The 26,326-nt window shown below is 75.0% G+C and carries 24 protein-coding genes and 1 pseudogene; 9 read left to right on the top strand and 16 right to left on the bottom strand.

What is annotated here, in order from left to right:
* The first annotated feature begins 42 nt into the window (after nt 1–42).
* Together HNR12_RS08905 and HNR12_RS08900 are read left to right on the top strand one after the other, a co-directional pair.
* Complete coding sequence (locus HNR12_RS08905; protein WP_246425040.1) at nt 43–1,065, top strand: ABC transporter ATP-binding protein; 1,023 nt, start codon at nt 43–45, stop codon at nt 1,063–1,065.
* Nucleotides 1,062–1,949: an ABC transporter permease gene (locus HNR12_RS08900; protein WP_308118574.1), complete on the top strand. Its 888-nt coding sequence runs from the start codon at nt 1,062–1,064 to the stop codon at nt 1,947–1,949. The genes HNR12_RS08905 and HNR12_RS08900 overlap by 4 nt, the downstream gene beginning before the upstream one ends.
* A 23-nt stretch (nt 1,950–1,972) precedes the next feature.
* Here HNR12_RS08900 and HNR12_RS08895 read toward each other — a convergent pair whose 3' ends face one another.
* The 3 genes from HNR12_RS08895 to HNR12_RS08885 all read right to left on the bottom strand — a co-directional run bounded on the left by HNR12_RS08895 (nt 1,973) and on the right by HNR12_RS08885 (nt 4,278).
* Nucleotides 1,973–3,448, bottom strand: a complete 1,476-nt coding sequence (locus HNR12_RS08895) for a PTS ascorbate transporter subunit IIC (RefSeq protein ID WP_179767039.1) — start codon at nt 3,446–3,448, stop codon at nt 1,973–1,975.
* An 84-nt stretch (nt 3,449–3,532) separates the two neighbouring features.
* Nucleotides 3,533–3,808 carry a PTS sugar transporter subunit IIB gene (locus HNR12_RS08890; protein WP_179767038.1) on the bottom strand — a complete coding sequence of 92 codons (276 nt, stop codon included), beginning with the start codon at nt 3,806–3,808 and terminating at the stop codon, nt 3,533–3,535.
* Nucleotides 3,805–4,278, bottom strand: coding sequence for a PTS sugar transporter subunit IIA (locus tag HNR12_RS08885; protein WP_179767037.1), 474 nt, complete (start codon nt 4,276–4,278; stop codon nt 3,805–3,807). The genes HNR12_RS08890 and HNR12_RS08885 overlap by 4 nt, the downstream gene beginning before the upstream one ends.
* A 214-nt stretch (nt 4,279–4,492) precedes the next feature.
* On the opposite strand from HNR12_RS08885, the gene HNR12_RS08880 reads away from it, so the two are divergent.
* Nucleotides 4,493–5,188 carry an HAD family hydrolase gene (locus HNR12_RS08880; RefSeq protein WP_308251325.1) on the top strand — a complete coding sequence of 232 codons (696 nt, stop codon included), beginning with the start codon at nt 4,493–4,495 and terminating at the stop codon, nt 5,186–5,188.
* Here HNR12_RS08880 and HNR12_RS08875 read toward each other — a convergent pair.
* The 5 genes and pseudogenes from HNR12_RS08875 to HNR12_RS08855 all read right to left on the bottom strand — a co-directional run bounded on the left by HNR12_RS08875 (nt 5,185) and on the right by HNR12_RS08855 (nt 9,883).
* Nucleotides 5,185–5,370, bottom strand: a complete 186-nt coding sequence (locus HNR12_RS08875; protein WP_179767035.1) for a hypothetical protein — start codon at nt 5,368–5,370, stop codon at nt 5,185–5,187. The two genes, HNR12_RS08880 and HNR12_RS08875, sit on opposite strands and share 4 nt — an antisense overlap.
* A 71-nt stretch (nt 5,371–5,441) precedes the next feature.
* Entirely contained in the window at nt 5,442–6,677 is a 1,236-nt protein-coding gene (locus HNR12_RS08870; protein ID WP_179767034.1) for an acyltransferase family protein, read from the bottom strand.
* An 883-nt stretch (nt 6,678–7,560) separates the two neighbouring features.
* Nucleotides 7,561–8,438 (bottom strand): annotated as a pseudogene (locus HNR12_RS08865) (IS5 family transposase).
* 57 nt (nt 8,439–8,495) lie between these two features.
* Nucleotides 8,496–9,134 (bottom strand): TetR/AcrR family transcriptional regulator, encoded by a 639-nt coding sequence (locus HNR12_RS08860; RefSeq protein ID WP_179767033.1) that lies wholly within the window; start codon nt 9,132–9,134, stop codon nt 8,496–8,498.
* A gap of 50 nt (nt 9,135–9,184) precedes the next feature.
* Nucleotides 9,185–9,883, bottom strand: a complete 699-nt coding sequence (locus tag HNR12_RS08855; protein ID WP_179767032.1) for a hypothetical protein — start codon at nt 9,881–9,883, stop codon at nt 9,185–9,187.
* Between the two features lie 312 nt (nt 9,884–10,195).
* Here HNR12_RS08855 and deoC point away from each other — a divergent pair, with 312 nt between their 5' ends.
* The 6 genes from deoC (at nt 10,196) to HNR12_RS08825 (ending at nt 17,124) form a co-directional block, all read left to right on the top strand.
* Nucleotides 10,196–11,164, top strand: coding sequence for a deoxyribose-phosphate aldolase (deoC, locus tag HNR12_RS08850; RefSeq protein WP_179767031.1), 969 nt, complete (start codon nt 10,196–10,198; stop codon nt 11,162–11,164).
* 101 nt (nt 11,165–11,265) lie between these two features.
* Entirely contained in the window at nt 11,266–12,699 is a 1,434-nt protein-coding gene (locus tag HNR12_RS08845) for an aldehyde dehydrogenase family protein (protein WP_179770502.1), read from the top strand.
* A 94-nt stretch (nt 12,700–12,793) separates the two neighbouring features.
* The gene (locus HNR12_RS08840; protein WP_246425397.1) at nt 12,794–13,672 is read left to right on the top strand and encodes an aldehyde dehydrogenase family protein; all 879 of its coding nucleotides are present in this window, start codon (nt 12,794–12,796) and stop codon (nt 13,670–13,672) included.
* Between the two features lie 118 nt (nt 13,673–13,790).
* The gene (locus HNR12_RS08835; protein ID WP_179767030.1) at nt 13,791–14,402 is read left to right on the top strand and encodes a GNAT family N-acetyltransferase; all 612 of its coding nucleotides are present in this window, start codon (nt 13,791–13,793) and stop codon (nt 14,400–14,402) included.
* A 172-nt stretch (nt 14,403–14,574) separates the two neighbouring features.
* Nucleotides 14,575–15,402, top strand: coding sequence for a purine-nucleoside phosphorylase (locus HNR12_RS08830; RefSeq protein WP_179767029.1), 828 nt, complete (start codon nt 14,575–14,577; stop codon nt 15,400–15,402).
* A gap of 69 nt (nt 15,403–15,471) precedes the next feature.
* Entirely contained in the window at nt 15,472–17,124 is a 1,653-nt protein-coding gene (locus HNR12_RS08825; protein ID WP_179767028.1) for a phospho-sugar mutase, read from the top strand.
* A 75-nt stretch (nt 17,125–17,199) separates the two neighbouring features.
* Here the strand turns inward: HNR12_RS08825 and HNR12_RS08820 are convergent, their stop codons facing one another.
* From HNR12_RS08820 to HNR12_RS08785, 8 genes are all read right to left on the bottom strand, one after another.
* Nucleotides 17,200–18,465, bottom strand: coding sequence for a thymidine phosphorylase (locus HNR12_RS08820; RefSeq protein ID WP_179767027.1), 1,266 nt, complete (start codon nt 18,463–18,465; stop codon nt 17,200–17,202).
* A 195-nt stretch (nt 18,466–18,660) separates the two neighbouring features.
* Entirely contained in the window at nt 18,661–19,083 is a 423-nt protein-coding gene (locus tag HNR12_RS08815; RefSeq protein WP_372451118.1) for a cytidine deaminase, read from the bottom strand.
* Nucleotides 19,080–20,513 carry an ABC transporter permease gene (locus HNR12_RS08810; protein ID WP_179767025.1) on the bottom strand — a complete coding sequence of 478 codons (1,434 nt, stop codon included), beginning with the start codon at nt 20,511–20,513 and terminating at the stop codon, nt 19,080–19,082. The genes HNR12_RS08815 and HNR12_RS08810 overlap by 4 nt, the downstream gene beginning before the upstream one ends.
* Entirely contained in the window at nt 20,510–21,946 is a 1,437-nt protein-coding gene (locus HNR12_RS08805) for an ABC transporter permease (protein WP_179767024.1), read from the bottom strand. Before HNR12_RS08805 ends, HNR12_RS08810 begins: the two co-directional genes overlap by 4 nt.
* Nucleotides 21,943–23,511: an ABC transporter ATP-binding protein gene (locus HNR12_RS08800; protein WP_179767023.1), complete on the bottom strand. Its 1,569-nt coding sequence runs from the start codon at nt 23,509–23,511 to the stop codon at nt 21,943–21,945. The genes HNR12_RS08805 and HNR12_RS08800 overlap by 4 nt, the downstream gene beginning before the upstream one ends.
* Nucleotides 23,512–23,650: 139 nt before the next feature.
* Nucleotides 23,651–24,727 carry a BMP family lipoprotein gene (locus HNR12_RS08795; protein ID WP_179767022.1) on the bottom strand — a complete coding sequence of 359 codons (1,077 nt, stop codon included), beginning with the start codon at nt 24,725–24,727 and terminating at the stop codon, nt 23,651–23,653.
* Nucleotides 24,728–25,134: 407 nt separating this feature from the next.
* Nucleotides 25,135–25,923, bottom strand: a complete 789-nt coding sequence (locus HNR12_RS08790; protein ID WP_179767021.1) for an alpha/beta fold hydrolase — start codon at nt 25,921–25,923, stop codon at nt 25,135–25,137.
* 47 nt (nt 25,924–25,970) lie between these two features.
* Nucleotides 25,971–26,324, bottom strand: coding sequence for a biotin/lipoyl-containing protein (locus HNR12_RS08785; RefSeq protein ID WP_179767020.1), 354 nt, complete (start codon nt 26,322–26,324; stop codon nt 25,971–25,973).
* Nucleotides 26,325–26,326: the final 2 nt, after the last annotated feature.

Here is a 26,326-nt window from a genome sequence, read left to right as displayed (position 1 = left end):
CGCCCCGCTCCCACCAGCGGCCCCCACCGGAAAGGACGCCGGTTGTTCCCACTGCGGCGCCGCCCGCGGACGCGCACCGACCCCGGGCTCCCCACCCCGGGGTCGGCCTCCGTCCCCGCCATCCGGGCCGTCGGCCTGCGCAAGACCTATCCGGGGGTCGAGGCCGTCCGCGGGATCGACCTCACCGTCGCCCAGGGCGAGACGTTCGGCTTCCTGGGCCCCAACGGCTGCGGCAAGACCACCACCATCGCCATGCTGTGCACGCTGGTGCTGCCCACCGCGGGCCGGGCCGAGGTCTGCGGCCACGACACCCGCACCGCGCCCGGCGCGGTGCGCCGCAGCATCGGCCTGGTCCTCCAGGAGTCCACCCTCGACCCCGAGCTGACCGTCGAGGAGAACCTCCGCTTCCACGGCGACCTCTACGGCCTGCCGCGCGCCGGCCTGCCGCACCGCGTCTGCGAGGTCCTCGACCTCGTGGGGCTGGCCGACCGCCGTGCCTCCGCCGTGCGCACGCTGTCGGGCGGCATGCGCCGCCGCCTGGAGATCGCCCGGGGCATCCTGCACCGGCCGCGCGTGCTCTTCCTGGACGAACCCGCCATCGGGCTCGACCCCCACGCCCGCGCGCGCGTCTGGGCCCACCTGGGCGCCGTCAGCCGGCACGAGGGCACCACCCTGTTCCTCACCACCCACTACCTGGACGAGGCCGACCACTGCGACCGCGTCGCCATCGTGGACTCCGGCCGCGTCGTCACCGAGGGCCCGCCCGCCGAGCTGAAGGCGGTCCTGGGCGCCGACCGCGTCGAACTCCGCACGGCCGACAACCCCGCCGCGGCCCGCGCCCTGCGCGAGCGCTTCGGCCTGACCGCCGCAGCCGCCGGCGACTCCCTGACCCTGCGCGCCGAGGACGCCGCCAGCCTGGTGCCGCGCCTGTGCGCCGACCTCGGCGTGCCCGTGCACGCGGTGTCGGTCACCCGCCCCAGCCTTGACGACGTCTTCATGCACCACACCGGACACCGCGTCGCCGCGTCCGGCAGCGCCGAGCCCGCACCGGGAGCCGCCACGTGACCCCCGGAGCCGGCGCCGCGCCCGCCGCTCACGAATCCCTGCCGGCGCCCACCACGGGGGCGGCCCTGGAGTTGCGGGCGGGCGCCATGGTGTGGCGCCGCGAGATGCTGCACTTCGTCCGCGACCCCGCCCGCGCCGCCGTTTCGCTGTTCCAGCCCATGCTGTTCCTGTTCATCCTGGGCGTGGGCCTGGCCCGCCTGCTCGACGAGTCCAGCGCCGGCGGCTCGGCCGGCGACGCCTACCTGCGGTTCGTGTTCCCGGGCGTGCTCGTCATGGCGGCGCAGGCGCCGGCCATCTCGGCGGGCGCGTCGATCGTGTGGGACCGCGAGAGCGGTTTCCTGCGTGAGATGCTCGTGGCGCCGGTGCACCGCTCCACCCTGGTCCTGGGCAAGTGCCTGGGCGGCGCCACCGTGGCCACCTGCAACGCGGTGGTGGTCCTGGCGTGCGCGGGACTGGTCCAGATCCCCTACCACCCCGGGCTGCTGGCCGCGCTGCTGGCCCAGTTGAGTCTGACCGCGCTGGCCATGACCGCGCTGGGCTCGGCCGTGGCGGTGTCCATCCGCCGCATGCAGACCTTCCACACCGTGCTGGGCGTGCTGATGACCCCGCTGCTGTTCCTGTCGGGCATGATGTTCCCGCTCAGCGCCATGCCGGGGTGGATGGCCGCTATCGCCCTGGCCAACCCGCTGACCTACGCGGTCGACGCCCAGCGCCGCACCATCGAAGCGGTGATCGGCGGCGGTCCCGCGCAAAGCACCGCGTTTCTGTCCACCGTCGAATGGGGCGGGTGGCAGCCGCCGGTGGCGCTTGAGGTCCTGCTGGTCGCCGCGTGCACCGCGGCCGCCCTGACCTGGACGGCGCGCCGCTTCGCCCGCGTGATCTGATGCCCGCGCCGCGGCCGCGGGCCCTACTTCTCCTCGCGCTCGGCGCGTTCGGCCAGGGCCGCCTCGTGGCGGGCGCCGGGGTCCCAGCCGCGCTCCACCACCCGCTTCTGCACCACGATCGCGGCCGCCAGCAGGACCACCGCCAGCACCAGGGCCAGCACCACGCCGATCCCGTCGCCGGCGCGGAACGCGTAGCCGATCGCCATCCCGAACCACCCGAAGTCGGCGTCGCCGAAGGTGGTGTTGGCGCTGCCGAAGTCGCCCAGGACGCCCAGCAGCAGCGCGGGCAGCAGGGTGATCAGCACGCCGTTGACGAACGCGCCCGCCACCGCGCCCCGGCGGCCGCCGGTGGCGTTGCCGTAGACCCCGGCGGCGCCGCCGGTGAAGAAGTGGGGGACCAGGCCGGGCAGGATCAGCGCCAGCCCGAAGGCGGGGTTGATCGCCAGCGCCATCACCGCCAGGGTCGCCAGGCCGCCCACGAAGCTGGAGATGAACCCGATCAGCACCGCGTTCTGCGCGAAAGGGAACACGATGGGGGCGTCCAGCGCGGGCACCGCGCCGGGCACGATCCGCTCGGCGATGCCCTGGAACGCCGGCACCAGTTCGCCCAGGATAGTGCGGACACCGTAGAGGATCACCGCCACGCCGATCCCGAACTGGAGGCCCTGCATCACCGACTGCATGAGGAAGTGGCCGATGGTGGGGTCGAGCCCCTGGGCGGGCTCGAACATGTCCAGCGCGGCGGCGGTGCCCTGGCGCGCCCAGTACACCAGCGCCACGACCAGGTAGATCAGCACCATCGACAGCGCCGTGGCCACCATGGAGTCGCGCAGGAAGCGCAGCCCCTCGGGCAGCTTCATCTCCTCGGTGCTGCGGCTGGTGCGCCCCACCAGCTGCCCGGTGGCGCCGGCGGCCACATAGCCCAGCGTCCCGAAGTGGCCGATGGCGATCTTGCCGTCACCGCCCACCCGCCGGGTCCAGGGCTGGGCCAGCGCCGGCAGCGACACCATGACCACGGCCAGCAGCACCGCGCCCAGCGCCACGGTCACCACGGTGGGCAGGTCGGTGGTGGCCAGCACCATGGTCAGCAGGGTGGCCATGAACAGGGTGTGGTGGCCGGTGAGGAACACGTAGTGCAGGGGGGTGAACCGCGCCAGGACCAGGCTCAGCGCGAACCCGGCGATCATGATCCAGGCCACCTGGGCGCCGAACCGGTCCTGGGCGATGGCGACGATCGCCTCGTTGGTGGGCACCACGCCCTGGGCGCCGGCGGCGCCCTGGATCATCACGCCCAGGGGGTCGAGCGCGGCCACCACCAGGTCGGCGCCCGCGCCGATCAGCAGGAAGCCCAGCACGGCCTTGATCCCGCCGCCCACCACCTGCCCGACCGAGCGGCGCAGCGCGATCAGGCCGACCGCGGTGATCAGCCCGACCATGTAGGCGGGGATGCTCAGGATCTCGTTGACGATGAACTGCGCGACGGCGACAAGCCACTGCATAGGGCCGCTCCTGCACTACCCGTGGGACCAACAACGACCAGAGCCGGGGGTGGCGGCGCCGGGGGAGGGCCCGGCGGCGCGGGGTCAGCCGTTCACGGCCGAGGCGAGCTTGTCGCGCACCTCGGTGCCGTCGACGAAGTTGTCGATGACTACGACGGGAACCCCCAGGTCGCCCAGTTCGGCGGCCAGTTCACCGGAGGTCAGCACGACGTCGGCCGTCGCGGCGGCGCCGCGCGCCGTGCCGATGTCGGCGACCTCCACGTCGGCGTCCAGCCCCAGTTCCCGGGCGGCGCGCTCGGCGTTGCTCTTGAGCAGGACGCTGGTACCGATGCCCATTCCGCAAACCGCGAGGATCTTCATTCGTCGGCGCTCGATTCGTACTCGGTGATGGTGGTGTGGATCTCCTGGGCGCTGGTGGCGCGCACGAGCCGGTCGAGGCGGGCGGGGTCGGCCAGCAGGCGGGCGAGCCGCGACAGCGCCGAGGAGTGGCCGTCGTGGTCCACCGCGGCGAGCCCGACCACCAGCCGCACGGGGTCGTTGGTGCTGTGGCCGAACTCCACGGGCTCCGCCAGCCCCGCCCACGACAGGCCGGTGCGCAGCACGGCGGGCGAGGGCCGCGCGTGGGCCAGGGCCAGACCGGGGGCGATCACGATGTAGGGGCCGTACTCGTCGACGGCGCTCTGCATCTGCCCGATGTAGTCGTTGGTGGTGGTGCCCGTGGCCACCAGGAGTTCACCGGCGGCCCTGATGGCCGAGCGCCAGCTGTCGACCTGGATGCCGGTGACGATCGCGTCGACCGGCAGGAGCTGCGACAGGGACGGTTCGCGCATGCATTGCCTCCCGATGGTGCACCCGGCTCACGGTGTTCGCGCACGTGGCTGGAGCCGCGTTATCACGCTAGGGCGTGATCGCACGAATGTAACGTAAGGTCCGGTTGGGTGTCGTGCCCGGTAGGGTCGCATGCGCCGCCCGCGAGCGCCAGAGCGGGGGTGGCTTGGCCGGCACGGCCACCGGCACAGGCACGACGTACACGGGGGAGGCGCGGTGCCGCGGGGTCCGCAGAACCTGATCTTCGACGCCGACGACACGCTGTGGGAATGCACGGTGCTGTTCGAGCGCGCCATCGAGACCTTTGTCGACTACGTGGACCACCCCACGCTGTCGCGCGCCGAGGTCCGGGCCGCGCTGACCGAGGTCGAACGCGAGAACACCGCGGCCCACGGGTACGGCGCCCGCGTCTTCGAGCGCAGCCTGGGCGACTGCCTGGCCCGGCTGCGCCCCGGCCGGCCGGTGGACGCGGCCGACCGCGCGTTCCTCGGCCGCCTGTGCGCGGCGCTGGTGGAGGGCGAACTCGTTCTGCTGGAGGGCGCGCTGGAGACCCTGCACACCCTCCGCCGGCGGCACCGGCTGTACCTGCTGACCAAGGGCGACCCCGAGCACCAGCGGGCCAAGATCGCCGCCTCGGGTATGGAGCCGCTGTTCGCCGGGGTGGGGATCGTGCGCGAGAAGGACCCGGCCGCCTACGAGTCCTTCGGCCGCGATCACGGCCTCGACCCCGGCGCCACCTGGATGATCGGCAACTCGGTGCGCTCGGACATCCTGCCCGCCCTGGAGGCGGGCATGGGCGCGGTGCTGGTGCCCCACCCCGCCACCTGGGTCCTGGAGCACGCCGAGCCGCCCGCCGGGCACGCCCGCTTCCGCGAGGTGGACCCGATCGGGCGGCTTGTCGAGATCTTCTAGTCGGCGGCGCCCCTGCCCGGGGCCGGCAGGCCGGGCACCTCGGGGAAGGGGAACGGCGCGGGCGGGTGGCCGGCGGCCACCGTCCACACCTCGCCGGTGCGGCCGAGTTCCAGGATGTGCTCGACCGCCGCGGCCACCTCCTCGGGCGCCAGCAGTACGCGCTTGCCGTCGAACACACCCATGAGGTTCCTCGATTCGTGTCGGGGGGTTCCCGGGTCGAGTCTGGCCCGGCCCGGGAGCGGCGGCGAGGGGGTCAGAAGACGCGCTTGGCGCCGGGGAGGGCGCGCAGCAGGGCGGCGGCGCCCCAGCACAGCGGGAGGGACAGCGCCCCCACCACGGTGAACTTGGCGATCGCCGGCGCGTCCCACCAGGCGAACGCGTAACCGAGGCCCACCAGCACCACCGCGTGCAGGAAGTAGACGGCGTAGGCGTTGGCGGAGAGGAACCGGCCGAAGGCGCGCTGGCGGTTGAAACGGTGCTGGAACAGGCACAGCAGGGCGATGATGACCGACACGGCGAACACGCTCTCGGCCGCCGTGTACAGCAGCGACGGCCAGGACAGCGGGGCGGCCTCGGTCGCGCCGGTGATGGCCGTGATGGCGACCGTGACGGCACCGGCGACGGCGATCGGCAGGGCGGCCCACCCCGCGGCGGGGGGAACGCGGTCGAACCAGCCGCGCCGGAAGGCCATGGCCCCGACCGCGAACAGCAGCACGTACTGGGGCAGGTAGGCGGGCGTGGCCACGCCGATGATCGGCCAGTAGGAGCCGACCGGCACGAGCAGGCGCCACAGGGCGGTCAGCACGATGAGCGCGGCGGTGAACCCGGCCACCGCGAGCGGACCGGGCATCCGGCCGGCGCCCCGCGCGGTCGCGGCGGCGGGAGCGGTGCGGCGGGCGCCCACGCGGCGGAGGAGCACGTAGACCAGGCAGAACACCAGCAGGGTCTCCACGAACCACAGCGGCCCGGGGTTCCAGGACACCAGGTAGAAGAGCCAGTAGGGCAGTTCGTCGGCGTACTCCTGGAACACCCCCAGTGTGACGACGGGCCGCACCAGCAGCACGAACGCCAGCAGCGGGACGCCCAGGCGCACCAGTCGGCCGCGCAGGAAGCCGCGCCCGCCCTTGCGGTCGTGGGAGCCGGGGACGAAGAACCCGGACACGAGGAAGAAGAACCCCATGAAGAACGCCTGGTTGAGCACGGCCAGGAGGTCGAGCAGGCCGCCGGTGGGGTCCTGGGCGGTCTCGATGTAGTACCAGACCGGGATGTTGCCGTAGGTGACCGCCACGTGGTGCAGCACCACCAGCACGGTGAGCGCCACGCGCAGGTTGTCGAGGTAGTGCAGCCGGGGGCGGGCCGCGCCGCCGCCCTCCGCCGGCGCGGAGGCGGGGTCCGGTGCGGTGCCGGGCGGTGCCGCGTGGGGTGGCGGTACGGGGGTGGGCGCCGCGCCGGGGGGAACCGGGCCGGACGGGGGCGACTCCAGGGACATCAGGAACTCCGAGCACGAGAAGGGGATGCCATACGGCTGGCCGAATTTCTGGCCGCTTGGTCAGTTTTCAGTACGCATGGACAGAAGGCAACCCGGGCCAACCCTGAGAGACCACTGATCCGTCCCCGAGCGGCCCGCCGGGGGATGCCCGGGGCGGCCTCCGAAGGCACAGGTCGGGAGGGTCGCGCGGCCGCGGGGCGCCGGGGAAGGGGGCGGGGCGCCGCGCCCTGGCCGGACCGGGCCAGTGACACGCCCCACCCGGGCCGGACACCGGCCCCGCGCGGCCGCACGGGGCCGGGACGTGCCCCGCCGACGACCGGCGGGACGCCGACGGCGGTGGAGCGGCGCGCGGCGATCGGCGCCTCGCGCGAGACGCCGGGAGGGGCCGGTGCCGCGCCCATCCGGACGAGGAGGCAACGGCGGCGCACCGCGCTCGGGCGCGGTCGACGGCCGCTCCCGCCCGGCCCCCACCGTGGCCGCGGGGTTCCGCCCGGCCTACACCACGGCCCGGGCGAAAAACGCGGGGGAGACCGCCACCGCGCTCGCGCGGCGCGCGCCCGCTTCGCCGTGGCGGGTACCGCGGCGGCACGGGTGCCGACCGGCCACGGCGCCGCCGCGTATCCGCGGATCACGGCGCGGTGTGTCGGTCCGGTCGAGGGCCGGGCACGAACGCACCCGGACCCCCGGACCAGCAGGCCCCAGGGGGAGCGGTCCCGCCGCTCCGGCCGGGAAACGGCCCCGCCCCCGGCCCGGCACGTCAGCCGCCGGGCGGCAGGCGGCGACCCCCGAGCGGCTGGACCGGCACGGCGGCGACCACTCCCCGCCGGAGCCGGCGGCCGGCCGCCGGCCGGCCACCGGCTCCGGCCTCCCGGGGTCAGTACACCTAGGCAGTGTTTTTTGATTTGGTGAGGTCGCGAAGCCAGATGCGGATGGAGGCGAGCTGGACGGTTCCGTCATAGACCGCAGCCCTCTTGTCGTACCTGGTCGCGACCGCCCTGTTCTGCTTGAGCAGGTTGATCGCGCGCTCGACGGTGTTGCGGCCCCGGTAGGCCTGCCGGTCGAAAGCCGGCGGCCTGCCTCCCCGTGATCCGCGCCTGCGCCGGTTGGCCCGCTGGTCGGCGGGCTGGGCGATGGTCGCCTTGATGCCGCGCGCCCGCAGACGGGCGCGTATCGCGGCCGAGGAGTAGGCCTTGTCGCCCAGCAGGCGGTCGGGACGGGTGCGGGGCCGGCCCCGGGTCCGCGGCAGCCGCAGCGCACCCATCAGCGGCGCGAACATCAGCGTGTCGCCGCGCTGGCCCGGGCTGGTGGCGATGGCAAGGGGGCGGCGGCGGGAGTCGGCGAGCAGGTGGATCTTGGTGGTCAGCCCGCCCCGGGACCGGCCCAGCGCTTCGGATCCGTCCCATTCCTCCCGAACCGCGTCCCCTTTTTCGCCGCTCCGGCGGCGTGGTGGTGGGCGCGCACCAGGGTGGAGTCGATTCCCACGTCCAGGGGCCGGCCGGTGGCGGCGTCGATACGCAGCCGCTCGGCGATCCTGTCCCAGGTGCCGTCCAGGCACCAGCGGCGGTGGCGTCCGGCGGCGGTTTCCCAGGGGCCGTAGCGTTCGGGCAGGTCGCGCCAGGGGATACCGGTTCTGGTCCGGAAGAGGATGGCGTTGATGACGCGGCGGTGGTCGGCCCACCGCTTGCCTTTGCGGGGGTGGGCGGGCATGAGCGGGGCGAGCAGGTCCCACTCGGCGTCGGTGAGTTCATGGCGTCGGACCATGGATCCCAAGGATTACCGAAGACCAGCCCGCCCCGCAGACCTTTCAAAAAACAGGACCTAGGGCGCCGGAGCGGGTTCGGCGCGGGTGGCGCGGTCCATGGCCTCGGCCAGTTCCTCGGCGTGCCGCTCCAGGTCGTGGTCGGGGTAGGCGGCCCAGTAGCCGAACATGCCGTCGATGCCGGCCTGGACGGTCACCGCCATCACGCGGGGGTCGAACGGGCGGAAGAGACCCGCTTCCTGGCCGTTGCGGAAGAGGGACTCGATGGCCTCGTAGACGGGCTCGGAACCGGCCACCCCGTACTTGGCCCTGCCCTCGGGGGTGAGCGAGTGCGTGAAGATCGCACCGAGGGCCAACAGTTGCTCGCGGTGGCCGCGCATGTACTCCGCCACGGTGCGGATGTGCGCCCGCAGTCCCGCGCGCGCGTCGGGCGCCGCCGTGATGCGGGGGCCCACGTGCTCGGCGATCGACGTGTACACCTGGATGACCACCTGCTCCATCAGTTCGTCCTTGCTGGAGAAGTGGTAGGAGATCACGCCTTTGCTGATTCCCGCCCGCTCGGCGATGCGCGCCAGCGAGGCGTTGGTGAAGCCGACGTCGGCGATGGTCTGGATGGCGGCCTCGATGATCTGAGCCCGGCGGGCCTCCTCGATGAAGGAGCGCTTCCTCTGACCGCCCTGACTGTCTTCTGGCCGCATGGACAGAAATTATCAGCCTTCACCGGGCCCGCACGGGCGCCCCGGCCCGGCTACCGCGGGTGGTGGGGCGGCCGGGTGATGTGGGCTGCCGTGCGGTCGCGGTGCGCCAGGGCGTCGCTGGTGGTGGGGGCCTGCGCGCGCATCAGCCGCCGGGCGTCGTCGGCCGCCGCCCGGGCGGCCTCGCACGAGGCGGCGCGGCGGTGGTCGGCGGGCTCCTCGGCGGGCAGGCCCAGCCCCTCGGGCAGGCCCACCCGGCCCACGACGCGCAACTGGGCGCCCTCCTGCGACACCGACGGCCGGATGTCACCGCGCGGCGACTTCCACCCGCGCAGCCGGTGCTGGAGCCACTCGACGCCTTCGTAGCCCTCGCCGCGCGGCCACGGGGCGCCGTCGTAGCGGTGGGCCAGCGCGTGCAGCAGGTCGTTGACGGTCCACCCGGCCGAGAAGAACCGGGCGGCCTCGTCCCGCAGGTCGGCGAAGTCCACCCCGCGCAGCGACGGGTCGCGGCGGCGCAGGGTCTCGCAGGCCCGGTGCACGTCGCTGCGGGTGTGCACGGGCACGTTCATCGGGTCGGGCCCGGCGGGGCGCGCGAGCAGCGCGTCGTCGACCGTGACCACCACGTCGCCGCCGCCCCGGTTCTCCCAGATGCCGACCTGGTCGCGCGGCCAGCCCTGGGACTCCACGAGGTCGGCGGCCAGCCGCTTCAGGTCCAGCACGCCGTCCTCGGAGGTGATCCGGAACTCCGCCATTGCCCCTCCTCTTCCGGTCCGCCCGCCGGGGCCCGCCCGCGGCGGCGCCGGTCCCCGCGGGCCTCCGGCTCCCCATGATGCCCGATGCCCCGACCCGGCCGCCCCCTTCCGGCCCGGCCGCCCGCGCGGTCGGCGCCGCGCCCGCCCGCAACCCGCCTCCACCCGCCCTGAGCAGCGGCGACACCCTCCGTACCGGGGCCGGCGCCCGGCGGGCCGCAGGCGGTGATTTGTCCGATCGTGGCACTATGGTGGCGGTGATCACCGGTGCCGCAGCCTGAGCGGGCGCCGCCAGCGACATCCGTGAGGTGCCACGTGACCGATACCGCCCCGCCGCCCGGAACGGCGGCACCGAGCCCGCCCGACGCGGCGGCCTCCAACGCGGCGCTGCGCGCGTTCCTGCACGGCCTGCCCGGGGTCGACGAGGTCGGCGTCCAGGCGCGCGCGGCCGACCTGGCCACCCGCAGCATCAAGACCACCGCCAAGGCCCGCGCCATCGACCTCGCCATCCGCATGGTCGACCTCACCACCCTTGAGGGCGCCGACACCCCCGGCAAGGTCCGCGCCCTGTGCGCCAAGGCCGTGCGCCCCGACCCCGCCGACCGCTCCGTCCCCTCGGTCGCCGCCGTCTGCGTCTACCCCGACCTCGCCCGCACCGCCGCCGACGCCCTGGCGGGCAGCGGCGTCGCCGTGGCCTCGGTCGCCACCGCGTTCCCCTCGGGCCGGGCGCCGCTGGAGGCCAAGCTCGCCGACACCCGCCGCGCCGTGGCCGACGGCGCCGCCGAGATCGACATGGTCATCGACCGGGGAGCCTTCCTGGCCGGCGACTACCGCGCCGTCCACGACCAGATCACCGCGGTCAAGGAGGCGTGCGGGCCGGCCCACCTGAAGGTCATCCTCGAAACCGGCGAGCTCGCCACCTACGACAACGTCCGCCGCGCCTCGTGGCTGGCCATCCACGCCGGCGCCGACTTCATCAAGACCTCCACCGGCAAGGTCTCGCCCGCCGCCACCCTTCCCGTCACGCTCATCATGCTGGAGGCCGTGCGCGACCACCACGCCGCCACGGGGCGCCGCGTGGGCGTCAAGCCCGCCGGGGGCATCCGCACCACCAAGGACGCCCTGCGCAACCTGGTGCTGGTCAACGAGGTCGCCGGCCCCGGCTGGCTCGACCCCGCCCACTTCCGGCTCGGGGCCTCCAGCCTGCTCAACGACCTGCTGATGCAACGCACCCGGCTGTCCACCGGCAGCTACCCCGGCCCCGACTACTACACCCTGGACTGAAAGGCCGACCCGTGGCAGAACAGCCCGACCGGGCCGATCCCGGCGCCGCCGACCGCGGCCGCCCGCACGGCACCGGCCGCCCCGACCCCGCCCCGACCGGGCTGGAGTACGCCCCCGCGCCGGAGTCGCGCGCGGTGGTGTCGCTGCGCACCTCCTACGAGCTGTTCATCGACGGCGAGTTCACCCCCGCCAAGAGCGGCGAGGAGCTGACCACGGTCAACCCCGCCGACGAGGAGCCTCTGGCCCGGGTGGCCGTGGCCGGGGCCGCCGACATCGACCGCGCCGTCGCCGCCGCCCGCCGCGCCTACGAGGGCGCCTGGGGCCGCATGTCCGGCGCCGAGCGCGGCAAGTACCTGTTCCGGATCGCCCGGATCATCCAGGAGCGCTCGCGCGAACTCGCAGTGCTGGAGTCCCTGGACAACGGCAAGCCCATCAAGGAGACCCGCGACGTCGACCTCCCCCTGGTCGCCGCGCACTTCTTCTACCACGCCGGCTGGGCCGACAAGCTCTCCCACGCCGGCCTGGGGCCCGCGCCGCGCCCCCTGGGGGTCGCCGCCCAGGTCATCCCGTGGAACTTCCCGCTGCTCATGCTGGCCTGGAAGATCGCGCCCGCCCTGGCCACCGGCAACACCGTGGTGCTCAAGCCCGCCGAGACCACCCCGCTGACCGCGCTGGCCTTCGCCGGGATCTGCCAGGAGGCCGACCTCCCGCCCGGGGTCGTCAACATCGTCACCGGCGCCGGCGACACCGGCCGCGCGCTGGTGGCCCACCCCGGCACCGACAAGGTCGCCTTCACCGGCTCCACCGAGGTCGGCCGCGAGATCGCCCGCGCGGTCGCCGGCACCGGCAAGCGCCTCACCCTCGAACTCGGCGGCAAGGGCGCCAACATCGTCTACGACGACGCCGCGCTGGACCAGGCCGTCGAGGGCATCGTCTCGGGCATCTTCTTCAACCAGGGCCACGTCTGCTGCGCGGGCTCGCGGCTGCTGGTCCAGGAGTCCGTCGCCGACGAACTGCTGCCGCGCCTGCGCGCCCGCATCGAGCGGCTGCGCCTGGGCGACCCGCTCGACAAGAACACCGACATCGGCGCCATCAACTCCGCCGCCCAGCTCGACCGCATCCGCGAACTCGCCCGCGCCGGCGCCGACGAGGGCGCCGAGTCCTGGTCGCCCGCCTGCCGGCTGCCCGAGCGCGGCTACTGGTTCCCGCCCACCGTGCTCACCGGGGTCACCCAGGCCCACCGGGTCGCGCGCGAGGAGATCTTCGGCCCGGTGCTGTCGGTCCTGACCTTCCGCACCCCCGAGGAGGCGGTGGCCAAGGCCAACAACACCCCCTACGGCCTGTCGGCGGGGGTCTGGACCGAGAAGGGCTCGCGCATGCTGTGGACCGCCGAGCGCCTGCGCGCCGGGGTGGTGTGGTCCAACACGTTCAACAAGTTCGACCCGGCCAGCCCGTTCGGCGGGTACAAGGAATCCGGCTACGGCCGCGAAGGCGGCCGCCACGGACTGGAGGCTTACCTTGTCCACGCCGCCTGAGCAGCCCCGCGCCGCCGACACCGGCACCGCGGCCGAGCACCCCCACCTGGCGGCCGCGCCCGAGCCCGGCGGCCCCGGCTCCGCGCCCGACCGCCTGCCCGTGGGCTCCGGTCCGGGCCGCCTCGCCGTCCGCAAGACCTACAAGCTCTACGTCGGCGGGGCCTTCCCCCGCTCGGAGTCAGGCAGGTGCTACCCCGTGACCGGTGCACACGGCGGCCACCTCGCCAACGCCGCGCTCGCCTCGCGCAAGGACGCCCGCGACGCGGTCGTGGCCGCGCGCAAGGCGTTCGCCGGGTGGGCGGGCCGCACGGCCTACAACCGCGGCCAGATCCTCTACCGCGTCGCCGAGATGATGGAGGGCCGGCGGGCCCAGTACGCCGCCGAGATCGCCGAGGCCGACGGCATCGCCGCCGACCACGCCGACCGGCTCGTCTGCGCCGCCGTGGACCGCTGGGTGCACTACGCGGGCTGGCCCGACAAGATCGCCCAGGTCATGGGCGGCGCCAACCCGGTCTCGGGTCCCTACTTCAACCTCTCCACGCCCGAACCCACCGGCGTGGTCGCCGTCCTGGCGCCCCAGCGCGCCCCGCTGCTGGGGCTGGTGTCGGTCATCGCCCCGGTCATCGCCACCGGCAACACCTGCGTGGTGGTGGCCGCCGAACGCGCGCCGCTGCCCGCGCTCACCCTCGCCGAGGCGCTGGCGACCTCCGACCTGCCCGGCGGTGTCGTCAACATCCTCACCGGCCGCACCGCCGAGATCGCGCCGCACCTGGCCGCGCACGCCGACGTCAACGGCATCGACCTCACCGGCGCCGTGCCCGAGGACGCCGTCGAACTGGAGCGCGCCGCCGCCACCACCCTCAAGCGGGTGCTGCGCCCCCGCCCCGGCGAGGACTGGACCGCCGACCCCGGCCTTACCCGGATGACCGCGTTCCTGGAGACCAAGACCGTCTGGCACCCCGTCGGCAGGTGACGGCCGCACCCGGGCGCCCGCAGCGCCCTGTGCGATATTGGGGCACCGGGCGCGCGGTGCCGGCACCGCGCGCCCCCGTCCGCCGGCCGCCGGCCGGCCGGCAGGGAGGTGGCGCGAGGTGGGCGACGAACCCGGCGCGGCCGGCCCCGCGCCCGCCGCGCCGCGCCCGGCCGACCCCGGCGGCCTCGTCGGGGACGTCCGGCTGCTGCGGCTGGATGCCCGCGGCGACCCCGAGGTCGAGCGGGTGCGCGCCGCGGTGCCGCGCCTGCGCGTCGCGCCGGGCCAGCGGCGGCTGGTCACCGAGGCCGTCGAGACCCTGCCGCGCGCCGACGCCGACCCCGACCGCTTCCCCTTCGCCGTCCTGCGCGCCCACGAGCCGGTGGGGTTCGGGATCATCGAACGGGGCGGCGCGGTCAGCCGGCTGGCCCTGCTGCTCGGCGCGGCGTCCGGCGGTGTCGTGGGCGACCCCCGCGCGGCCGTGCTGCTGCGCGCCTTCTACCTGGTGCCGGAGTGGCAGAACCGGCGGATCGGCCGCACCGCCTGCGCCCGCCTCGACGACCTGGTGCGCGGCGTCCACCCGGGCGCCCGCGCGGTGCTGGTGGCCGTCTCCGAGGCCAACCGCCCGGCGGTGCGCGCCTACCTCGCCGGCGGGTTCGCCGCCACCGGACACCGGGTCCTCCTCAGCGCGACCGCCGGCCCCCAGGCCGTGCTGCGCAGGCCGCTGCGGTGAGCCGCCGCGCCCCCGGCGCCCGGCGCGCAGCGCGCCCGCCCGCCGCTCGCCGGCCCCGGCGCGGACGCCACGCGGGGCCCGTCGTCGTTGCCCGGACCCGCCGCGGCGGGACAAGATCACCGAGCGGACCCGTCCGCGCCGACCGCGTCCCCGTCAGAAGGAGAGAGCACCCGTGACCACCGACCCCGTGACCACCGCCCGCAAGGCGGCCGACGAACTGCGCTCGCGTACCGGCGTGGAGTCCTACGACGTCGCCCTGGTGATGGGCTCGGGGTGGGTGCCCGCCGCCGACGCCCTCGGCGGCTCCGGCGGCGAGTTCGCCGCCAGCGAGCTGCCGGGGTTCGTCCCGCCCGGTGTGGAAGGCCACCGGGGCACGGTGCGCAGCGTCAGCGCCGATGGGCGCGACCTGCTGGTCTTCCTGGGCCGCACCCACCTCTACGAGGGCCACGGCACCGACCCCGTCGTGCACGGCGTGCGCACCGCCGTGGCCGCCGGCGCCTCCACGGTCATCCTCACCAACGCCGCGGGGTCCCTGCGCCCGGACATGCCCGTGGGCTCGCCGGTGCTCATCGCCGACCACATCAACCTCACCGCGCGCTCCCCGCTGCGGGGCGCGGCGTTCGTGGACCTCACCGACACCTACTCCCCGGTGCTGCGGGCGCTGGCCAAGGAGGCCGACCCCGCGCTGCCCGAGGGCGTCTACGCCGCCATGCCCGGGCCGCACTTCGAGACCCCCGCCGAGATCCGCATGCTGCGGGCGATCGGCGCCGACCTGGTGGGCATGTCCACGGCGCTGGAGGCGATCGCCGCGCGCGAGGCCGGTGCCGTCGTGCTGGGGATCTCCCTGGTCACCAACGTCGCGGCCGGGCTGACCGGCCAGCCGCTGGACCACGAGGAGGTCCTGGCCACCGGCCGCGACGCCGCCGCCGACGTCGGCGCGCTGCTCGCCGAGATCGTGGCCCGGCTGGACACCCCCGCCGCCGGCCCCCAGGGCGACTAGAACGGGGCGGCGGCGCGGGACCGCCGGGGAACCGGCCCCGGCGGCGACAACGAAGGGACGACGCGGACCATGGGCGACTCCTACCGAGCCCAGGCGCTGGCCTGGCGCGAGCACGACCCCGATCCCCAGACCCGGGCGGAGGTGACCGCGCTGCTGGAGGCCGGCGACGACGCCGCGCTGGCCGACCGGTTCGGCGCCCGGCTGGAGTTCGGCACCGCCGGCCTGCGCGGCGAACTGGGCGCCGGGCCCAACCGGATGAACCGGGTGACCGTCATGCGCGCCGCCGCCGGGGTGGCGCGGTGGGCCGGGGCCGGCGCCACCGTGGTCATCGGCTACGACGCCCGCCACCGCTCCGCCGACTTCGCCCGCGACTCCGCCGCCGTGCTCACCGGCGCGGGGTGCACCGCGCTGCTGCTGCCCCGGCCGCTGCCCACGCCCGTGCTGGCGCACACCGTGCGCGACCTGGCCGCCGACGCCGGGATCATGGTGACCGCCAGCCACAACCCGCCCCGCGACAACGGCTACAAGGTCTACGCCGGCGGGGCCGGGCCCGACGCGGGCGCCCAGATCGTGCCGCCCGCCGACACCGCGATCTCCGCCGCCATCGACGCGGTGGAGTTCGCCGACCGGCTGCCGATGGGCACCGGCTGGCAGGTGCTGGGCGAGGAGGTGGTCGACCGCTACCTCAGCGCCGTCGGCCGGCTGCCCTTGGGCGGCGAGCGCGACGTCACCACCGCCTACACGCCGCTGCACGGGGTCGGCGGGGCCACGCTGGCCACCGCGTTCGCCCGCGCCGGGTTCCCCGCGCCGGTCACGGTGCTGGAGCAGGCCGAGCCCGACCCCGACTTCCCCACGGTGGAGTTCCCCAACCCCGAGGAGCCCGGCGCGATGGACCTCGCGCTGGCGCTGGGCCGCGACGCGGGCACCGACATCGTGCTGGCCAACGACCCCGACGCCGACCGCCTGGCCGTGGGCGTGCCCGGTCACGGGCTGCTCACCGGCGACCAGGTGGGCGGGCTGCTCGCCGAGTACGTCCTGGAGCGCACCAGCGGCGCCGACCGGATGGTGGCCACCACCATCGTCTCGGCGGGGCTGCTGCCCAAGATCGCCGCCGCCCACGGGGTGCGCTGCGCCGAGACCCTGACCGGCTTCAAGTGGCTGGCGCGGGCCGCCGGTCCGGGGGAGCGGTGCGTGTTCGCCTACGAGGAGGCGCTGGGCTACTGCCTGGCGGGCGACGCGGGCCGCCCGGTCGCCGACAAGGACGGGATCGGCGCGGCGCTGGCGGTGGCCGCGATGGCGGCCGAGGCCAAGCGCGCCGGCCGCACCCTGCTGGACCTGCTGGACGACCAGGCGCGCCGCTACGGCCTGCACGCCACCGCGCAGGAGTCGCTGCGGGTGGCCGACCGCGCGGTCATCGGCGGCACCCTGCGCCGGCTGCGCGCGTGGCCGCCCCGCGCGTTCGGCGACCTGGAGGTGGAGGGCGTCGAGGACTTCGCCGAGGGGCGCGGCGGCCTGCCCGCCACCGACGCCCTGCGCTACCGCCTGGGCGGACCGGCGCGGGGCCGGGTCACCCTGCGGCCCTCGGGCACCGAACCCAAGCTCAAGGCCTACCTGGAGGTCGTGCTCCCGGTGGAGTCCGCGGGCCCCGCGGCCGCCCGGGCGCGCGCCGGCGAGCACCTGGCGAACCTGCGCGCGGCGGTGCGCGAACTGTTCCCCGCCTGACCCGCGCGCCGGGGCCCGCCCCCGGCGGCGGGCGCGGCGCCGCGCTCACCCCGCCCGCGCGCCCGCGCGGGCGGCTCAGCCCACGCGGTCCAGGACCAGCGGGAGGCGGCCGCCGGGGCCGTCGACCTCGAAGGCGTCGGCCAGTGCCTCGGCCGCGCGGTCGAACCGGGCCGGCTCGTCGGTCAGCAGGGTGAGCAGCGGCCGGCCCGCCCGCACCGGCTCGCCGGGCTTGGCGTGCAGCAGCACCCCCGCGCCGGGGGAGACCGGGTCCTCCTTGCGCGCCCGCCCCGCGCCCAGCCGCCAGGCGGCCACGCCGACGGCGCGGGCGTCCAGCCGGGTGAGCGTGCCGGTGGCGGGCGCCAGGATGTCGCGGCGCTCGGCGGCGGCGGGCAGGGGGGCGTCGGGGTCGCCGCCCTGGGCGGCGACCATGCGCCGCCACACGTCCATGGCCGCGCCGCCGCGCAGCGCGGCGGCGGGGTCGGCGGCGATCCCGGCGGCCTCCAGCATCTCGCGGGCCAGCGCCAGGGTCAGCTCCACCACGTCGGACGGGCCGCCGCCCGCCAGCACCTCCACCGCCTCGGCGACCTCGACGGCGTTGCCCACCGCGCGGCCCAGCGGGGCGTCCATGGCGGTGAGCAGGGCACGGGTGCGCACACCGTGGTCGGTGCCGATGGCCACCATCGTCTCGGCCAGCTCCCGGGCCGAGGCGGGGTCCTTCATGAACGCGCCCGAACCGACCTTGACGTCCAGTACGAGCGAGGCCGTGCCCTCGGCCAGCTTCTTGGACATGATCGAGGCGGCGATGAGCGGAATGGACTCCACGGTGCCGGTGACGTCGCGCAGCGCGTAGAGGCGGCGGTCGGCCGGTGCCAGGCCGGGGCCGGCCGCGCACACCACCGCCCCCACGTCGGCCAGGACGCGCCGCATGTCCGCGGGCGCGAGGTCGCCCCGCCAGCCCGGTATCGCCTCCAGCTTGTCCAGCGTGCCCCCGGTGTGGCCCAGGCCGCGCCCGGACAGCTGCGGCACGGCCGCACCGCACGCCGCCACCAGCGGGGTGAGCACCAGCGTGATCTTGTCGCCGACCCCGCCGGTGGAGTGCTTGTCGGTGGTAGGCCGCGCCAGATCGGAGAAGTCCAGCCGCTCCCCGGAGCGCAGCATGGCCTCGGTCCAGGCGCCGACCTCGGCGCGGGTCATGCCGCGCCAGACCACCGCCATGCACAGCGCGGACATCTGCTCCTCGGCGACCTCGCCCCGGGTGTAGGCGTCCACCGTCCAGGCGATCTGCGCGCCGGTCAGCTCCCGGCCGTCGCGCTTGGCGGCGATGACCTCGACGGCGTCCATGTACACCCTCCGATCGGCGGCGCGGACCGGACGGCGCGGCCGGTCCCGGCTGAGAGAACACGAGACTAGACGGTGGGGGCCGCGGGGCGGCCCAGGGCGGGGCGCGTGCGCGTCCCCCCGCGGTGTCCACAGCCGGACGCGGAGCCGTGGTGGGCGCCGCGCCCGGGTGGGACGATGGAAAAAGGGGGTCCCCCGCTACAACGGGCCCCGGGCGAGGTCGTCGGGGCCGAACGCCTGGGGCAGCACCGCGCTCAGCGGCAGCACCCCCTCGGGGGTGTCCACCAGCAGCTCCGGGCCGCCGTGCTCGAACAGCAGTTGGCGGCACCGCCCGCAGGGCATCAGCGCCCGCCCTTCGGCGTCCACGCACGCGAACGCCCGCAGCCGGCCGCCGCCCGAGGCGTGCAGCGCCGACACCAGCCCGCACTCCGCGCACAGCGACAACCCGTAGGAGGCGTTCTCCACGTTGCAGCCCGACACCGTGCGGCCGTCGTCCACCAGCGCCGCCGCGCCCACCGCGAACCCCGAGTAGGGGGCGTAGGCGCGGCGCATGGCGGCCGCGGCCGCCGCGCGCAGCGCCGGCCAGTCCACCTCCGCCGCCGCGTCCGCCGCCGCGCTCACGAGCGGCCCCGGCGCCACTGCCGGCCCACGCCCGCGGGCGCCCGCAGCCGCTGCGAGGCCAGCGCCAGCACCAGCAGCGTCGCCATCTGCGGGCTGTAGGTGACCAGTTGGCCCGGCAGGGAGTCGGTGCCCAGGAACCACACCAGCACCAGCACCCCGGCGACCACCGCGACCACGGCCGACACCGGACCGCGCGCCGTCCACGCCCCCACTCCCACGGCGACCGCCAGGCCGACCCCGGCCAGCGCCCACCACCAGGGCGCGCCCAGCGTCAGCGCCGCCACGCCGGCCACCACCGCCACCAGGGCGCCGGCGGCGAACACCACCAGCGGCAGCCGCCGCGTGCGCCACAGCGCGCGCCCCAGCAGCGCCAGCCCGGCCGCGATCAGCGCCACCGCGATGAGCAGCAGCAGCGCGTGCACCGCGCCGCCGCCCCCGCGCACCTGCAGCGCGTCGGTGAACCCGAACAGCCCCGCTCCCATGGCCAGGCCGCCCGGCCGCCAGTTGCCGAAGATCATCGCCGCCAGGCCGATGTAGCCGCGCCCGCCGGTCTGGCCCTCCTGGTAGACCGACGACGCCACCATCGCCAGGAACACCCCGCCCATGCCGGCGAACCCGCCCGACAGCAGCACCGCGGTGAACTTGTAGGTGTAGACGGGCACGCCCAGCGACTCCGCGGCGTCGGGGTTCTCGCCGCACGAGCGCAGCCGCAGCCCGAAGGGAGTGCGCCACAGCACCACGAACGTGGCCGGCGCCATCAGCAGCGCCAGCAGCGTCAGCACCGAGACCTGCGTGGTCAGGCCCACCACGAGCCCGGCCAGGTCGGCGACCAGGAACACCTGCGACTCCTGCGCGGGCGCCAGCAGGTCGGCCACGAACGGCAGGCCCACCTGCGGGAACTCCGGCAGCGGCGGCGACTGCGAGGCCCCGCCGCCGGGGGTGTCCACGAAGAACAGCAGCGACAGGTAGCGCATGGCGCCCACCGCCAGGATGTTGATCGCCACGCCCGAGATGATGTGGTCGACCCCGAAGGTCACGGTGGCCAGCGCGTGCACCAGGCCCCCGGCCATGCCGCCCAGCACCCCGGCGACCAGGCCCGCCCACGGACTGCCCGTGCTGTAGGCGAAGTAGGCGCCGAACCAGGTGCCCAGGACCATCATGCCCTCAAGGCCGATGTTGATGATCCCGGCCCGCTCGGCCCACAGCCCGCCCAGCCCGGCCAGGCCGATGGGCACGGCGAACGCCAGCGCCGCCTGGAACGTGCCCGAACTGGTGAGCATGGGCTGGCCGGTGATGGCGCGCACCCCGGCCAGCGCCACGAACGCCGCCACAACGATGCTCACGATCCGCAGCCGGTTCCACGCGCGCGGACGCCCCTCGGCGGCGGGCCGGCCCGCCGCCGGCGCGGCGACCGTCATCTCCTGGCTCATCGGGCCTCCGCCCCCTCGCGCGCCAGCTCCCGGCCGACCTGCTGCTGCTGGTAGCGCAGACCCCAGCGGTGCACGACCTCGTACACCACGACCACGGTCAGCACGATGGTGGCCTGGGTGACCACGGCGATCTCCTTGGGGATGCCCTCGAAGTCGAGGATTTGGGCGGACTGGTCGAGGAAGGCCCAGAACAGGGCGGCGAACGCGATGCCCGCGGGGTGGTTGCGGCCCAGCAGGGCGATCGCGATCCCGGTGAACCCGAGTCCGGCGGGGAAGTCCAGCGCGTAGTAGTGCGACTGGCCCAGCAGCTGCGGGATCCCGACCAGGCCCGCCACCATGCCCGAGATCACCATCGACAGCAGCACCATCCGGCGGATGTTCACGCCGCTGGCCAGCGCCGCCGTGGGCGACTGCCCGGTGGCGCGCAGGTCGAACCCGAACCGGGTGCGGTTGAGCATCGTCCAGTAGCCCACGCCCACCGCCGCGGCCAGCAGCACCAGGCCGTAGATGTCGCGGTCGGAGCCCATGAAGCCGGCGGGGATCCCCGGCACCCATCCCGACTCGGGGATGGGCGAGGTGCCGATGTTGTTGGTGCTGATCTGCACCGCCAGCCGGTCGGTGTTGAGCAGGTAGGCGGTGATCCCGGTGGCCACCGCGTTGAGCATGATCGTGGAGATCACCTCGGAGACCCCCCGGGTGACCTTGAGGTAGCCCGCGATACCGGCCCAGAAACCGCCGACCGCCACCGCCACCAGGATCACCACCACCTGGTGGACCACCGGCGGCAGCACCCACGCGCCGCCCACGGCCGCCGCCAGCAGCGCAGCCAGCCGGTACTGCCCGTCCACGCCGATGTTGAACAGCTTCATCTTGAAGCCGATCGCCACCGCCACCGCCGACAGGTACAGCGTCGTGGCGGAGTTGACGACGATGACCAGGCTGTTGGGCTGCAGCCCGAACTCCAGCATCTGCCCGAAGGCGTGCAGCGGCGCGACACCGCTGAGGGCCAGCACCACGCTGGTGGCGGCCAGCGCCAGCACACCCGCCGCGGCCACCGCGCCGAAGGCCAGCGCCAGCTGCGTGCCCAGGCCGCGGTGCAGCCAGAACCCGGCGGCGGCCCCGGCCGCGGCGCCCATCGTGTACGCGGCCGGCTCGATGAACCACCAGTCCAGGACACCGCCGACGATCACGCCGGCCAGGACCGACAGCACCAGCGCGGCCGGGATGACCACGAACCGGTGCATCCGGGTGTCGGCGTCCTCGGTGGCCGGGCGGCTGAACAGCGCGGTCACCGCGAACGCCAGGGCCGTGCCCAGCGCCGCCGCCGCGGGCGCCAGCAGGCCCATGTCGCCCAGCAGGGTCACCACCGCCGCCGGCACGACCGCCGCCGCCACCGCGGCCCAGGTGGGGAGGGTGGGGAGTTTGCTCGTCATGCGCCGTCCTCGCCTTCGGCGGCGCCGGAGGCGCCCTCCAGCCCGGCGCCGGTCATCGCCGAGCCCAGCTGCTCGGGGGTCACCGTCATCGGGTCGGCCTGGGCGACCAGCCGGCCGCGCAGGATCACGTGCAGGGTGTCCGACATCCCGATCAGCTCGTCCAGGTCGGCCGAGACCAGCAGCACCGCCAGCCCCTCGCCGCGGGCCCGCCGCAGGTGCCCCCAGATGGCCGCCTGCGCGCCGACGTCCACGCCGCGCGTGGGGTGCGCGGCCACCAGCACCTTGGGCCGGCCGCTCATCTCGCGGCCCACGATCAGCTTCTGCTGGTTGCCGCCGCTCAGCGCCTCGGCGATGACGTCGATGCCGGGGGTGCGCACGTCGTACTCGGCGACGATGCGCTCGGTGTCGGCGCGGGCGCCCCTGCGGTCGATCCAGGGGCCGCGCGCGTTGGGCGGCCGCCCCTGGTGGCCCAGGATCCGGTTCTCCCACAGCGGCGACTCCAGCAGCACGCCGTGGCGGTGCCGGTCCTCGGGGACGTAGCCCACGCCGGCCTCGCGGATGGCCAGGGTGCCCCAGCCCGTGATGTCGGTGCCGTCCAGCTCCACCGTTCCGGCCTCCACCGGGCGCATGCCCATGACGGCCTCGATCAGCTCCGACTGGCCGTTGCCCTCGACACCGGCGATGCCCACGATCTCGCCCTGGCGGATCGTCAGCGACACGTCGTCGACCACCCGGCGCCCGCCGGGCTCGCGCACCGACAGGCCGCGCACCGCCAGCATCGGCCGGTCGGTGACGGTGGACTCCCGCAGCTCGGGCACGGGCAGCTCGCCGCCGACCATCAGGGTGGCCAGCTCGCGGGCGCTGGTGGCGGCCGGGTCGACCGTGGCCACCGTGGTGCCGCGCCGGATCACCGTGATGGTGTCGGCGACCGACAGCACCTCGTCCAGCTTGTGGGAGATGAAGATGACCGTCAGCCCCTCGCGCTTGAGTTCGCGCAGGTTGTCGAACAGTTCGTCGACCTCCTGGGGCACCAGCACGGCGGTGGGCTCGTCCAGGATGACGATCCGCGCGCCCCGGTAGAGCACCTTGAGGATCTCCACGCGCTGGCGCTGGCCCACCCCCAGTTCCTCCATGAGGCGGTCGGGCTCCACGCCCAGGCCGTACTGCTCCGACAGCGCGGTGATCCGGGCGCGCGCGGCGCGGCCGATCCCGGCCTGCTTCTCGGCGCCCAGTACGACGTTCTCCAGCACCGTGAGGTTGTCGGCGAGCATGAAGTGCTGGTGCACCATGCCGATCCCGTGGGCGATCGCGTCGGAGGGCGAGTTCAGCCGCACCGTCTCGCCGTTGACGGCGATGGTGCCCTCGTCCGGCCGGTGCATGCCGTAGAGGGTCTTCATCAGGGTCGACTTGCCGGCGCCGTTCTCGCCCACGATGGCGTGGACGGTGCCCGGCGCCACCGTGATGTCGATGTCGTGGTTGGCCACGACCCCCGGAAACCTCTTGGTGATCCCACGCAAGCGGACGGCGGGAGGTGCCTCCCCGCCGTCCGGTGGTGCGCCGCTCATCCGACTCCTTGGTTGGGCGTTGGTCCAGCGTTGGTCCGCGCCGCCGGTGGGCGGCGGGCTGCGAAGGCGCGGGCGGAACACGGCACCGGGCCCAGGGCACGCTCCCTGGGTCCCGGTGCCGTGTTTACGAGGCGTCCGCCTAGGGCTCGGTGGGGACCTCGATCTCGCCGTCGATGATCTGCTGCTTCAGTTCGTCCAGCCGGTCCTGGATGTCGCTGATCTCCTCCTCGTTGGAGGTGGAGTAGTCCACGCCGCCGCTCTCCAGGTCGAAGCGCTGGATGCCCGACTGCTCCTCGCCCTCCTGCACCGACTGCACGAACTCGAACACCGCGGTGTCGACCTGCTTGATGGCGGAGGTCAGCACGAACTCCCGCTGGTCCTCGGGGGCGGTCTGGTACTGGTCGCTGTCGACGCCGATGAACAGCCGCTCGGCCTCGGCGGCGGCCTCCAGCACGCCGTTGCCCGAGGCGCCGGCCGCGTGGTAGACCACGTCGGCGCCGCTGTCGAACTGGCCCTCGGCGGTGGAGCGGCCGGTGGCGGGGTCGGAGAACCCGCTCATGTCCGGCGGCTGGCTGATGTAGGAGATCTCGATCTCGATGTCGGGGTTGATCTCCCGGGCCCCGGCCACATAGCCGGCCTCGAACTTCTTGATCAGCGGGTTCTCGACACCGCCGACGAAGCCGATGTGGTCCTCCTCCGACTTCAGCGCGGCGGCGGCGCCGGCCAGGAAGGAGGCCTGCTCCTCGGTGAAGACCAGGCTGGTGACGTTGTCCAGGTCCTCGATCTCGGAGTCGACGATGGCGAAGTGGACGTCGGAGTAGGCCTCGTCGGACGCGACGTTGCGCATCGGCTCGGTGTAGGCGTAGCCCACCCCGATGATGACGTTGAAGCCCTGGTCGGCCATGTTCTTCAGCCGCTCCTCCTTGTCGACGTCGGACTCGTCCTCGCTGGGCTCGAAGTCCTGCACGTCGTCAGCGCTGATGCCCAGTTCCTCCTGGACGCGCTGCAGGCCGCGGTAGGCGGAGTCGTTGAACGACCGGTCGCCCCGGCCGCCGACGTCGTAGGCGAGTCCGACGCGGATCTCGTCGCTCCCGCCGCCCTCGCCCCCGTCGCCGCCGGCGTTTTCGCCTTCGGGACTGTCACAGGCCGTCATGGCCAGGGTCAGCACGCCGACCGCGGTGGCGGCGGCGAGCTTGACGGCATGCTTGCGCTTCACTCTGCACTCCTCTTCGCACCTGGACACCAGGCCGCGTCGGTAACGGACTCACCAGGTTTCGCGGAAGGACGATATCCGTTCCGGGAAATGTCACCAATGACCAGGGAAAAGTTGTTATGAAGGCGAGAGCGGAGCGAAACGGAGGTCGGCGCCGCGCCTTTCACTGTGTCCCACACCACCCCGGTGACCTGCCCGGTCGTCCCTCACGCGGTAATTCTCCGCCGCCCGGCCGCGCCCGCCGAGTAACGGCGCAGTGACGGCGCGGCGCCGGTTTCGGAAAGCGCGCTATTGATCCCCGAGCGGTCCTGAATACCCGTCGGCGCCGCAACGCCCGGGCCCGCGGCGGACCGGGGCCGCGACGCGGGCACGCGCGCGTTCGGCGGGCGCCGGCGCGCCGCCTGCCGGGGTCAGGCCGTGCGGGCGGCCCCCTCGCCGGCGCCCGAGGCGCCGCCGGTCCCCTCGTCGGCCGGCTCCGGCCCGGCCGCCAGGAACTGCGCGGCCGCCCTCTTCATGGCCTGGGCCGCCACCGCCGTGCGGTGGTCGCGGCCGGGCACCCGCGCCAGCGTGCCCCCGGTGCGCGCGGCCAGGACCGGCGCGCCGGCCGCGAGGTCGTCGCGGTCGCCGGCCGCGAACAGCAGCGGCACCCCGCGCGGGGCGGGGTCGGGCCGGAACGGGTGCGCGGCCTGCCCCCGCGCGCACGCCTCCAGCGCCGCGGTGTCGGCGCCCGGCAGGGCCGCGCCCGCGCGGAACACCCGGCCGAAGGGGGAGTTGGCGTCGGCGCCCAGGCGGTCCAGGTCGGCGCCGGCGAACGCGTCGGCCGGACCGAACCCGCCCAGCACCGCCCGCCGCACCCGGCCGGGGTGCGCCAGCGCCAGCTCCCAGGCCAGGCGGGCGCCCATGGAGTAGCCCACGACGTCGGCCCGCTCGGCGCCGACCGCGTCCAGCAGCCGCACCAGGTCCCCCGCCATCGCCTCGGGGGTGTAGGCGGCCGGGTCGTGCGGTTTGCCGCTGCGGCCGTGCCCGCGCAGGTCGCAGCCGATCAGGGGGCGGCCCGCCAGCGCGCGCACCCACCCCGTGCGCTCCCAGTTCAGTTCGAAGTCAGAGCCGAACCCGTGCACCAGCAGCACGGGGGTCCCCGCGCCGGGTACGGCGGTGTAGGCCAGCGGAACCTCGCCGGGCAGGACGCTTGGGGTCATCGCGGTCGCCCCTTTCGGTGTCGCCGGCCGCGCGGCGGCCGGCACGCTCACTCCCGCGGCGGGCGCAGCCGCACCCGCCGCCGTGTCGGCTCCTCGGCCGGGACGGTGCCCACGATCCCGGGCGCGCCGCCGCCGGGTTCGGGGTCCACCTCGAAGGTCACCAGCGGGGCACCGACCGCCACCACCGCGCCCGCCTCGGCGTGCAGCCGCGCCACCACGCCGGTGGCCGGCGAGGGGATCTCCGCCGCCGACTTGGTGGTCTCGACCTCCACCAGGGGGTCGTTGCGGGCGATCCGGTCGCCCGGCGCCACCAGCCACTCCAGCACCGTGGCCTCGACCAGGCCCTCGCCCAGGTCGGGCAGGTGGAACGTGGACTCCCGCGCGGGGGCGTTCTCGCTCATGG

This window comes from Streptomonospora nanhaiensis, from assembly GCF_013410565.1.
Lineage (GTDB): Bacteria > Actinomycetota > Actinomycetes > Streptosporangiales > Streptosporangiaceae > Streptomonospora > Streptomonospora nanhaiensis.
The sequence above is the reverse complement of the archived record's forward strand: the minus strand, read 5'-3'. Positions and strand labels throughout refer to the sequence as shown.